Origin of the sequence: Christiangramia echinicola DSM 19838, from assembly GCF_000423065.1 — a bacterium.
Classification (GTDB): domain Bacteria; phylum Bacteroidota; class Bacteroidia; order Flavobacteriales; family Flavobacteriaceae; genus Christiangramia; species Christiangramia echinicola.
The window spans coordinates 734761-747568 of the sequence record NZ_AUHG01000011.1; the positions used below are offsets into that span (position 1 = coordinate 734761).

6 protein-coding genes and 1 pseudogene are annotated in these 12808 nt (G+C 36.4%); 2 read left to right on the plus strand and 5 right to left on the minus strand.

All coding sequences use genetic code 11. The features are described from left to right. Position 1: 1 nt before the first annotated feature. Positions 2–1483, plus strand: a complete 1482-nt coding sequence (locus tag G530_RS0108455; RefSeq protein ID WP_026934121.1) for a SusD/RagB family nutrient-binding outer membrane lipoprotein — start codon at positions 2–4, stop codon at positions 1481–1483. A 209-nt stretch (positions 1484–1692) separates the two neighbouring features. Then, a complete protein-coding gene (locus tag G530_RS0108460) occupies positions 1693–2532 on the plus strand; it encodes a 1,4-dihydroxy-2-naphthoyl-CoA synthase (protein ID WP_026934122.1) in 840 nt (279 codons plus the stop codon). A 356-nt stretch (positions 2533–2888) separates the two neighbouring features. Here G530_RS0108460 and G530_RS0108465 read toward each other — a convergent pair whose 3' ends face one another. The 5 genes and pseudogenes from G530_RS0108465 to uvrA all read right to left on the minus strand — a co-directional run bounded on the left by G530_RS0108465 (position 2889) and on the right by uvrA (position 12788). Continuing rightward, positions 2889–3626 (minus strand): hypothetical protein, encoded by a 738-nt coding sequence (locus tag G530_RS0108465; RefSeq protein WP_156888611.1) that lies wholly within the window; start codon positions 3624–3626, stop codon positions 2889–2891. A gap of 148 nt (positions 3627–3774) precedes the next feature. Next, positions 3775–6174, minus strand: coding sequence for an alpha-ketoacid dehydrogenase subunit alpha/beta (locus tag G530_RS0108470; RefSeq protein ID WP_026934124.1), 2400 nt, complete (start codon positions 6172–6174; stop codon positions 3775–3777). A 195-nt stretch (positions 6175–6369) separates the two neighbouring features. Then, the gene (locus tag G530_RS0108480) at positions 6370–9180 is read right to left on the minus strand and encodes a gluzincin family metallopeptidase (protein WP_026934125.1); all 2811 of its coding nucleotides are present in this window, start codon (positions 9178–9180) and stop codon (positions 6370–6372) included. A gap of 77 nt (positions 9181–9257) precedes the next feature. Then, a complete protein-coding gene (locus G530_RS0108485) occupies positions 9258–9947 on the minus strand; it encodes an LOG family protein (protein WP_026934126.1) in 690 nt (229 codons plus the stop codon). A 9-nt stretch (positions 9948–9956) separates the two neighbouring features. Then, positions 9957–12788: pseudogene (uvrA, locus tag G530_RS16685) on the minus strand (excinuclease ABC subunit UvrA). Positions 12789–12808 lie beyond the last annotated feature (20 nt).

Here is a 12808-nt window from a genome sequence, read left to right on the forward strand (position 1 = left end):
TATGATAAATTATAACAAAATTATATATATAGTATTACTGCTAGGGCTCTTCTCCTGTAGTGAAGACTATTTCGATGTTAATAGACCTTCCGGTACCGCAGAGGTCGATCAGTTAAGAATCAATGACCTGCTGGCTCCGGTTATTTTCCATACAGTAGAAGGACAGTATTCCGCAGGTTTAAGCTTTGGGAATTATGTACAGAATTTTACCGGGGAGTCAGGAAATGCAGCTGGTGAAACAACTGCTGCTGGTCTTTGGGCAGACGTGTACCTTTATGCGTTACCAAATATTGAAACTATTAAAGAAAAGGCCGCAGAATCTGGAGCAACTCATTATGCTGCTATAGCAGATATTCTGAAGGCAGTAAATCTTGGAATAGCTACAGATTCATGGGATTATGTCCCGTTGACCGAAGCATCCATGGGAGATGATAATCTTTTTCCAGATTTCGCTTCGCAGGAGAATGTGTATAGTGCAATTTTCGATCTTCTGGATGGAGCAATTGCAGATCTGGAAGCGGAAGATACATCTAGTATTAATATAGGTAGTGAGGATTTAATTTATGGAGGTAATGTTGAGCAATGGTTAAGAGCGGCTTACACTTTCAAAGCTCGTTATCAATTACATTTAGTAAATAAAGGTGTGGTTTCACCTGGGGAGGTAATTAATACTATAGAAAATGGTTTTACTTCTAATGATGATGATTTTCAAATGTTTTACGATGACAGGAGTATAAACCCAAGATACTCTCTGGAGATACTTGCTAGAAACACGGGGAATCCTCATAATGTTCTGGCAAGCCAGATCGTTAGCAGCATGAACGGTGATTATTATCCTTTCGAAAGTGACGCTTTAGAAATAGATCCCAGGTTACCTGTCTTTGGAGAGATAGATAATTCTGAAGATACCGAATGGAAAGGTCATGTAAGTGGAGGTGGCGGATTGGCACCTGACGGGACGGTAGCTAATGTGCAGTTTGCAGATGGAGGTTACTATACAAGAGCAGAAGCTCCAATTGTAATAATCACTTATGCCGAGGCGCAATTCATTAAAGCTGAAGCTGAATTTCTGGCTAATGGTGGAACAACTACAAGTGCAGGTATTACAGAGGCCGGATATCAGGCATATCTGGAAGGTATCATGGCCAGTATGGCTAAATATGGTGTAGATGGTACAGCCTACATTAATGATCCCGCAGTGGATGTTGGAGCAGAAAATCTAATGCTTCATCATATTATGAAAGAAAAATATATTCATAACTTTCTTAATCCTGAATCCTTCGTGGACTTTAGAAGATATGATTTTTCAGATGAAGTGTTTACTGGTCTTACGATCAGGGAAGATGGAGAGAATAGTGTAGAGTATGAAGGTCAGTGGTTTAGAAGAGCTACATATCCAACTACAGAGATAAATAGAAATGGTAGTGTTGTTCAGCAATACCAGGAAACTCCTGTAACACCTGTTTGGTGGGATGCTGACTAATTCCTGACATAGATATAGTATAGAAATTCTTATAAAACCGGTCAACCACATATTGGCCGGTTTTTTTTATTTTAATAATGTATTCTTTAACGTTCCTGGTCAGAGTTAATTCGTGACCTTATATGAGGATTGAAGTATCCTGAGTTTCGATCAGCATAAAAATTTAGATAGTAATTCGTATTTTAGTCGGAAATTTTGAAATAAAGAATATGCCTAAAATAAACTGGAAAACAGTAAAGGAATACGAAGACATCACTTATAAAAAATCTGAAGGGGTAGCAAGGATAGCTTTTAACCGCCCCGATGTTCGAAATGCCTTTAGACCTAAAACAACTTCAGAATTACTGGATGCTTTTCATGATGCTCATGAAGATACTTCTATTGGGGTGGTTCTTCTATCTGCTGAAGGACCTTCCTCAAAGGATGGGAAATGGTCATTTTGTAGTGGTGGCGATCAAAAGGCAAGAGGTCATAAAGGATATGTAGGTGAAGATGGATATCACAGATTGAATATCCTGGAAGTTCAAAGGCTGATTCGCTTTATGCCTAAAGCGGTTATTTGTGTAGTTCCTGGATGGGCAGTAGGAGGAGGGCATAGTCTTCATGTGGTTTGTGATCTTACCCTGGCCAGTAAGGAACATGCGATCTTTAAACAAACCGATGCCGATGTTACCAGTTTTGATGCAGGATACGGGTCGGCATATTTGGCTAAAATGGTAGGGCAGAAGAAAGCCAGAGAGATTTTCTTTTTAGGTAGAAATTATTCCGCTCAGGAGGCTTATGAAATGGGAATGGTGAATGCCGTAATCCCGCATGATGAGTTAGAGGATACAGCTTATGAATGGGCTCAGGAGATCATGGAAAAATCACCTACCTCTATTAAAATGCTGAAATTCGCTATGAATATGACTGATGATGGAATGGTTGGGCAGCAGGTTTTTGCAGGAGAAGTAACCAGACTAGCTTACATGACCGATGAAGCTAAAGAAGGAAGAGATGCTTTTCTGGAAAAGAGAAAACCGAATTTTGAAAAGAAATGGATTCCTTAATACTGGAGTTTTATACGGTACCTTATTATTGTTTTACTTGAAGTTATTTATATTATTTAGTTAAATAAAATAACAACTAAAATTATTCTGAAAAAATATGATCTGAATTATCGGAATTTTCGTGAATTTAATTGGTAAGATTAAATTAGAGACTAAGATTAAATTTTATCTATAAATAACTAACTATAGAATAAATAGAGGAGGTACATCAATTAAGATTGAAAAATTTTAAAAATCAATCAGAATGAGAAGTAGTAATGTTGAATTAATTTAAAAAATTTTCATCTTGCAATGGAATAATAGGTGCTAGCTGAATTTTAGAGGTGGGATTCAAACATGGTATTTAAGTTTGAAATTTAAAATGCACTATTATAATAGTCAATAATTTTTAATAAGTCTTCTTCTTTTTTTGGCTTTAAGTTATTCTTATTGATGAAATTTTCAATTTGTTCCTGAATTTTGTAGGGAAAACTTTTTACAAGATTCTTAGTCTTTGTCTCGGAGTAAAATGCTTCTCCCGATGATTTGAATTTAAGGTAGAATTTTGAATCATCTGTAAATTTTGGAGGAAAACCTCTTGCAATATTTCTCTCTGTTCCTCTAACTTCTTTTCTTAGTTTTTCCAAGAGAAGTAAATTAGCGTTTGAGTCATGATTTTTCATTTTGAAATAACCTAAATAATATTTCCCCTCACTATCTAAATATCTGAATTTTCTAAACACTGAATTTTCAATTATAACTGGAAAGTCATTATTTAAAACCTGATATTGATTTTCTTCCAATTGAATTTGCATTTCTTCCGCTGCGATATCATATCTAATATTTACATTTATTAGTTTCTCGTTGGGCAAAATTAATTTTCCAGGAAGAAATTCTTTCGTATTTTGATAATACGGACTCCCATCTATATCTTTATATTTAGTTGAATTACCCCTTATTCTAATTTCCCCCTTCAATGTTTCAAGTTGACCATATAGGGGGTTATTAGGAGCCGTGGTACTTACAATATTTGTAACATCATTAAGTCCTGGGGTTTGAGAATAGCCAAAAACGGATAGAAGTGTAAAAAATAGAAGTATTTTTATATGGTTCAAAATATAATTATTTAACAATTGAGTGGACTATTTTATAAATAAAATTAAATATTCTACTTCCCTTATTAGGGAAATAATACTTCTAAAGTAAGATTAAAATAAAACAGCGCAATATTATTTAGGGTATTTCTATCTATATCAGTTCGAATTATCTCAACTTAGGATATTTGTTTGGATTAGATTCATGCATAATGGCATAGATCTTCTCATAAATATCTTCTGCTGAAGGTTTGGAGAAATAATCTCCATCTGTACCATAAGCAGGTCTATGTTCCTTAGCAGTGAGTGTTTGAGGTTTGCTGTCCAGGTATCTGTAAGCATTCTGCTCGTCAAGTACCTTTTGCAATATGTAAGCAGAAGCCCCTCCAGGCACATCTTCGTCTATTACTAATAATCTGTTTGTTTTTTCAACGCTCTTAACAATGTCATGATTAAGATCGAAAGGAAGCAATGATTGTACATCTATAACTTCAGCATCTATATCAACCTCCTGCAATTCTTTCGCCACCTCCTCTACAATTCTTAAAGTAGAGCCATAAGAAACTAATGTAATATCATTTCCTTCACGAACAGTTTCGGTAACTCCAATTGGCGTTTTAAATTCACCAAGATTATTAGGTAGCTTTTCCTTTAGGCGATATCCATTTAGACATTCAATCACCATAGCGGGAGTGTCTAGATCTAATAGGGTGTTATAGAATCCTGCCGCTTTGGTCATATTACGTGGTACCAGAATATACATACCTCTTAAAAGATTTAAAAAGCCTCCCATTTGAGAACCACTATGCCAGATACCTTCTAATCTATGACCCCGGGTTCTAACAATTAGCGGTGCCTTTTGCTTTCCTTTGGTTCTATAGTGAACAGTAGATAGATCATCACTCATTCCCTGAAGACAATACATAACGTAATCAAGATACTGTATTTCGGCAATTGGCCTAAGGCCTCTCATAGCCATTCCAATTCCCTGTCCCAGGATAGTAGCTTCTCTAATACCGGTATCAGAAACTCTGAATTCTCCGTATTTCTTCTGTAGTCCTTCTAATCCCTGGTTAACATCACCAATTTCACCGGAATCTTCTCCAAAGATCAAGGTGTCTAGTCTGTTACTGAATATTGTGTCGAAATTATCTCTTAAAATAATTCTCGCATCTACCTCTTCCACGTCATCATCATAGCTTGGCAAGACTTCTAACTGAGTATCTTCTTCTTTATATAAATAAGTGGCATAATCTTCATGTGCCTGCTCATTAAAATCATTTAACCAATTGATCAGGGCACTTTTTTCAGAAGTATCTTCGCCAATTAAATAGCGTAGACACTTTCTACCTGCAGAGACAAGATCCTTTTTTAGAGGTTCTTTAGTGCCTGCGATCTCCTTTTTAATTGAGTTTATGAAATTTGCATTTGCACTTGAACCAGCTACATTTTCCAGTAATTTTATAAATTCCTTTTGCTTGGTAAGGGTTGGTTTTAAATAAGCCGTCCATGCATTATGCTTAGCAGTTCTAACTTCTTTCTTAATCCCTTTTTCAAGTTCTTCAAGCTGTTCTGAAGTTGCAAAATCATTCTCGATCATCCATTCTCTGAACTTCACATTACAATCATGCTCTTTTTCCCAGCTAAGTCTATCTTCAGATTTATATCTCTCATGAGAGCCTGAAGTAGAATGACCTTGTGGCTGAGTTAATTCAATCACATGTATAAGCACCGGGCAATGCTCTTTTCGAGCAATGGTAGAAGCCTTTTCATAAGCATCTACTAGTTTAGGGTAATTCCATCCTTCAACAACCATGATCTCATACCCATCCTTTTCTTTATCTCTTTGGAATCCTTTTAGGATCTCAGAAATGTTCTCTTTTGTGGTTTGATGCCTGGCGTGTACAGAAATTCCATATTCATCATCCCATACATTCATGACCATAGGAACTTGCAATACACCTGCAGCATTAATCGTTTCCCAGAAATGACCTTCACTTGTACTAGCATTACCTATAGTTCCCCAGGCGATCTCATTACCCTGATCAGAAAATTTCTCTGCATCAATTCCTTCTACATTTCTAAAAATCTTGGAAGCCTGTGCCAAACCAAGTAAACGTGGCATCTGGCCTGCAGTAGGTGAAATATCTGAACTGGAATTCTTCTGTTCCATTAGATTTTTCCAATCTCCGTTTTCATCCAGACTGTGGGTCATAAAATGGCCACCCATCTGACGTCCTGCAGACATCGGTTCATTTTCTATATTGGTATCGGCATAAAGGCCGGCAAAAAATTGTTCGGGGGTTAATTCATTAATTGCCATCATAAAGGTTTGATCCCTGTAATATCCAGATCTCCAGTCACCTTTTTTAAAAGCTTTTGCCATGGCTAATTGCGGTACTTCCTTTCCATCACCAAATATTCCGAACTTCGCCTTCCCGGTAAGCACTTCTCTACGTCCTAGAAGACTGCATTCCCTGCTGGTAACAGCAGTTTTGTAATCTTCAAGTACCTGAGACTTGAATTCATCAAATGAAATTGAATTTTCAGTTTGTGTTTCGCTTTGCATGAACTAATTTTTGAATGGTAACAAATGTAGCGAAAAGTATGATTAAATACAATTCAAATTTTTCAGCAAAAATTGATAATAATGTAATTTTAACCTTTAAATAGTATTTATTTCAGAATTAAAAGCTTCAGTATTATGAATTTGTTGATAATACCGAAATTACGGTAGGGATAATTTAATAATTAGATTTCTCCCTTAATACCAGCGTCTTGTGAATAATCTAATAAGGGTATTAATGTCCAGGGCCACTATGAATCTAATCCTTTGGTCGTAATCTGGCTGACCTATTTCCCATCCTAAACTTGAATAAACCGGCAAGAATACCTCAAAATAGTCCTGTACAAGACTCACTCTTACGCCCGAATCGAATAAAAATTTACCATTGTCACCTCTGTTTTTAACAATTCCAACATCTCCATATGCATAGATCCATTTCCAGATATTGGTGCTAGCATTAACTGTAGTTAACCATTCATTAGCAAATTCTGGTTGTAATTGAGATTTAAAACCACCTTCAGCGACAATAATTTGCTGGCTGAACAATCCGCTACCCTGGCTACGACCATAATAATTGTAATCAAAGAGGTAATCTGTTGGTCGGTCCAGGGCGAAGCTAAAATAATCGTTGGAACCAGAATCATTATAAAGGAATGCGCCCGAAAAAAACCTCAGATTAATCTGACGGTTATTGGTAAAAAGTTTTCTGTATTCTGCAGTAATAGAAACTTTGCTAAATTTATCTGAAAGCTGATAATCAAAATTAGCCGTTAGATGTTTTAGAAAGTTAGGATTACTATAACTGTATCTTACATTAAAGACATTATAATCTGGTTGAATAAGAGGATCAACGGGATTTTGATCTCTGCTCACATTTACATTTCTAATTAGTAACCTCTGTCTTTCATTACTTCTTAAGTAAGAGTTACGAAAAGAAAAGGCTAGAAAGGGGCTGAATTTTTCGTAAAACAGACCATAACCGTATGAGAAGCGGGAACCACCAATACCATAGATAATATTGTATAATTCTTTATTCTCAAATTGATGTGAATTATAGACAGAAGCAGATCCTACAATGGTTTCACTAGTGAAACCGTATTTAGGAGAAATCGCAAAATTGAATGTTTTACTAAGTACCGTTTTATTGTATAATTTAGGACCTATAGATATACCATCGTATAAATTATATTCGAACTCTGGCATGAAAAATATCTGGTGATACCTGGGGTCCTCAACATCCTGTAACAACCTGAACTGTATTGGTTTATCCAGTAATTTTGTAACGCCCTTATAGTTGTTGCGTTGATTGAATTCTGGAATTTCCTGATTGTAATTTAAGGCCAGTCGCTGAATACTGTCTTTCGGGATGGTCACACTCAGGGTGTCTCTTACATTTTCTACCCAGGTTTTATAAACCACCTTTTTATCATTGATCCCGTAAAGACTAACAGGAAAATCATTCTTGCGAAGATTTTGAATGGTCACTTTTAAGGAATCATCAAGTTTTTCAACATTCTTGATCTTAAAATCTATCTTTTGATTAGAGTCTACATAATCATTGAAAAACCAGGAGATATCTTTGGTAGCATTTTTCTGAAGCAGGTTCACGAAATCCTCATCTGTAACCCTTTTTAGTTTATATTCTGAATAGAATTCTGATATAGATTTTTTAACTGAATCATCGCCCAGAAATTCCTCGAGGTACTTCATTCCAACCCCGGCTTTATAGGCATTTGCAATATTTTTATTGAACTTAACCAGTGAATCCTGACTTGTAGTAAGAGGTTGGTCCAGGTTTAACCTGGCCATATTCATATATAAGAACTGATATTGATCATTAAACTCAAGATCGGCAGCATGGAACCATCTTAGTCCTATAATTTTACTCAGACTTCCTATTAATTTCATTTTAGGATAGTAAGTGTCTACATAGTCCATCATTAAAGAAACCATGATAGCATCTGTAACCCATTTTTCTTCCCTGGGGTTTATAAAAATGGTATTTTTTAGATAGTTGCTGGTTATGGTTTTAAATAACTTCAGGTCGTACTGGAATCCATCAGGAAAAGGTCTTATAAATCCTGGTAATTGATTCAGACCATAAATAGGACTGTTTAAATAATCTTCCTGAGTAATAAAAATGTTTTGGTGAGGATAAGCTCCAAGTCTTTCATTAAGGAAATTAACAGATCTTTCTAGTAGTGAATTCTTAAGATCAAATTGAATATCTTCATCTTCGATATTGGTAATAACCTGATTGGCTTTGGCATTGATAGATTCAAATATAAAAGACCTGGTGAGATACATTTCACTATCTACCCGCTCTTCGCCTTCGAACTGGATGGTTTTAAAACCCTGTCTTGTTTGTGTTCTCTCAAGGTTTAAAGCCGAGGCGGCATAGAATTCTGTAGGAACATCAACATTAATTTTGATATGGTATGGTTTAACATATTGCAAACCCAGATCCTTATGGCTATAAAGTTTCCAGCCATTATCCAAAGGTGCCGGCACCATATACCAATACCTTAATTTATAGTTGCCCAGGTCATCCCTTCCAAACCTGGTGAATTTATCGTCGGGGATCTTTAGCTCATAATCTAATTTTAAAAGAATAGTGTCGCCGGGCTGCAAAGGTTCATCGAGTGTGATCCTTACCAGATCGGCAATATTGCCTGGTCTATCCCATTTAAGCTCAGATTCTGTAGAGCTTTTGATAGAATTAATGTTTGTATGACCTCTTTCTTCTTCTTTGGCAAAATGAAAACGTCTCGCATAATCTTCTGCGAAACGTTTTGCTAAAGCCGTAGTTTTATTACTGAAAGCGTTGTTCCAGTCATTTAGATAGATACTTACTAATTCCCTTTCTTCAGTATTTACGAACTTGATCTCCTGTTCTATCTTTAAGGTGTGAATGCTGTCTATAAGACGTGCGTTCACAGTGATGGCATTCTGAGCAGAAAGGCCACCTGTGAAAAATAGAAATAATAGGAAAAAGTGAAGGTGTTTCAATTAGCAATAGATTTAGAACTGATAAGGTATCAGGGCTAAATATAATCAAACTTTGATACCTTCAGCAGGCCTATTAACTAGAAATTAGGACTTAGATTATATTCCCCGTAGAATTGATCCAGAATTTCTATTACTTCATCCTCGGTATCCACAACCTGAACAAGATCTATATCTGCAGCGCTTATATTTTCAAAGTTGTCTAATAGTGTACTTTTTATCCAATCTACCAGGCCACTCCAGAATTCACTACCAACTAAGATAATTGGGAACTTGTCAATTTTATGAGTTTGAATAAGGGTGATCGCTTCAAATAATTCATCTAAAGTTCCAAATCCTCCAGGCATTACCACAAATCCCTGAGAGTATTTTACAAACATTACTTTTCTTACAAAGAAGTAATCAAAATCAAGACTTTTATCGTTGTCTATATAAGGATTGTCATGTTGTTCAAAAGGAAGTTCGATATTTAATCCTACAGAAGTTCCCCCTGCCAGATGAGCACCTTTATTACCAGCTTCCATAATACCCGGACCACCACCGGTAATTACTCCATAACCATGATCTACTATCTTTTTTGCCACTTTTTCTGCCAGTTTGTAGTATTTCATATCTGGCTTGGTTCTGGCTGAACCAAAAATAGATACACATGGGCCAATCTGACTCAGTTTTTCATAACCGTTCACAAACTCTCCCATTATTTTAAAAATAGCCCAGGAATCGTTGGTTTTTATCTCATTCCAGGCTTTATTCCTATTATGTGTCTTCATATTTTTTGATTAGTGTAATTCCTTTTTCAGGAATTTTGCAGTATAACTTTTTTTGTCTTTAATAATTTCCTCTGGTGTACCGGTTGCTACGACCTGTCCACCGCCTTTTCCACCTTCGTATCCAATATCGATAATATAGTCTGCCATCTTAATAACGTCCATATTATGTTCAATTATTAAAACTGTATTTCCTTTATTGGTTAAAGTGTTAAGAACTTCCATTAAAACACGAATATCTTCGAAATGTAGTCCCGTGGTTGGCTCGTCTAATATATAGAAAGTATTTCCGGTATCACGCTTAGAAAGTTCTGTAGCCAGTTTAATTCTTTGCGCCTCACCACCAGAAAGGGTTGTAGATTGCTGTCCCAGACTTATGTAGCCTAGACCAACATCTTGAATAGTTTTTAATTTTCTGTGAATTTTTGGAATGTTCTCGAAGTAAGGAATAGCCTCGTCTATGGTCATTTCTAATATATCTGAAATAGACTTTCCTTTATATCTTATTTCCAGAGTCTCCCTATTGAATCTTTTACCCTGGCAGGTTTCACATTCAACATAAACGTCTGGGAGGAAGTTCATCTCAATAACTCTTAGTCCGCCGCCTTTACAGGTTTCACATCTACCGCCTTTAACATTAAAGCTGAACCTTCCCGGTTTGTAGCCTCGAATTAAAGCTTCTGGAGTTTTGGCGAAAAGATTTCTTATTTCTGAAAATACTCCTGTATAAGTAGCAGGGTTAGACCTTGGCGTTCTACCTATGGGACTTTGATTAATATCAATGACCTTATCTATATGGTCAAGACCTTTTATGCTTTTATATGGTTTCGGGATTTTAACGCCATTGAAATAATGGGCGTTCATGATAGGGTAGAGGGTCTCATTGATAAGAGTAGATTTACCACTACCAGAAACCCCTGTTACTGCGATCATTTTACCCAAAGGAATACTGATATTTACCTTTTTCAGGTTGTTACCGGTGGCTCCTTTTAATTCTATTTTCTTACCGTTACCTTTTCTACGTTCTTTGGGTACAGGTATCTCTTTTTTTCCGCTTAAATAATCTGCCGTTAATGTATTATGCTTCATAAGTTCGGCTGGTGTGCCTTCACTTATGATCTCTCCACCATGTTTACCTGCCCGCGGACCAATATCAATCACATGATCTGCTCTTTCTATCATGTCCTTGTCGTGTTCCACAACAATAACGGTATTGCCTATATCGCGAAGGGATTCTAATGAGTTAATGAGCTTTTCATTATCTCTTTGATGCAGACCGATACTTGGCTCATCTAAAATATAAAGTACCCCAACCAGTTGAGATCCTATTTGCGTTGCCAGTCTAATTCTCTGCGCTTCACCTCCAGAAAGTGATTTAGAACCACGGTTAAGGTTTAAATAAGTAAGGCCAACATCTAATAAAAATTGAAGTCTTGTTCTAATCTCCTTTATAACTTCTTCGGCAATTAATAATTGCTTTTCTGAAAGGTCTTTCTCGAGACCATGGAACCACGCAAATAGATCACTAATATCAAGATACGCAAGGTCTGAAATATTCTTTTCATTGATCTTGAAATAGAGCGCTTCTTTTTTAAGTCTCGATCCTTCACATTCAGGACATATAACCTTGTCCATATATTCTTTAGACCAACGTCTTAAAGACGTTGAATCATTATTTCTATAGGTCGTTTCAATAAAGTTTGCGACTCCTTCAAAGTCTATTTTATAGTCCCTGGTTATACCTAAAGCTTTGGATTCCCGGGAAAATTTTTCTTTTCCACCATTAAGGATCATATTCAAAGCTTCCTCAGGAATTTTTTTAACCGGATCTGTTAGTTTAAAATCGAATCGTTCGGCAATTAATTCCAGTTGAGAGAACACCCAGTTTTTTTTCTGAGGACCATGAGGTGCTAAAGCCCCATTTTTAATAGATTTAGTATTGTCTGGAATTATTTTATCAATATTCACCTGGTAAAGGCTTCCTATCCCGTTACAATTGGGGCAGGCTCCTTTTGGGGAATTGAAAGAAAAGCTATTAGGTTCTGGGTTAGGGTAACTAATACCTGTTGTTGGACACATCAGGTTCCTGCTGAAATATCTGATATTACCCGTTTCCTGCTCCAGGATCATGAGTGTATCATCCCCGTGATACATGGCAGTTTTTATACTATCTGAAAGTCGCTTATCTGAATCTGGTTTATTCTCGATCTTAAGCCGGTCTATAACAATTTCTATATCATGGGTTTTGTATCTATCCAGTTTCATTCCCTTCTCGATATCTACAACTTCCTCGTCTGTTCTAACCTTAATAAATCCCTGTTTGGCAATCTGCTCAAATAATTCTCTGTAATGACCTTTACGACTTCTAACTACCGGAGCAAGGATGTTTACCTTTTTACCAGTAAAGTTTTCCTGAATCAATTCCTTGATCTGTGAATCGGTATAACTAACCATTTTTTCACCGGTCTTATAACTATAAGCTTCACCGGCTCTGGCAAAAAGTAAACGAAGAAAATCGTAAATCTCTGTTATAGTTCCTACTGTACTCCTGGGATTTTTACTGGTAGTTTTTTGTTCTATGGCGATCACTGGAGATAAGCCTTCGATTTTATCTACATCAGGCCGTTCAAGACTGCCTAGAAATTGTCACGCATAGGCTGAAAAAGTTTCAATATAACGTCTTTGGCCCTCTGCGTATATAGTATCGAATGCCAATGAAGATTTCCCTGATCCAGAAAGACCTGTGATCACCACAAGTTTTTCCCTGGGAATATTTACATCAATATTTTTAAGGTTGTGGACGCGTGCGCCCAGTACTTCAATTTTATCTTCGGTTTTTGCCATAAATTTTTTCAAGGTGGCAA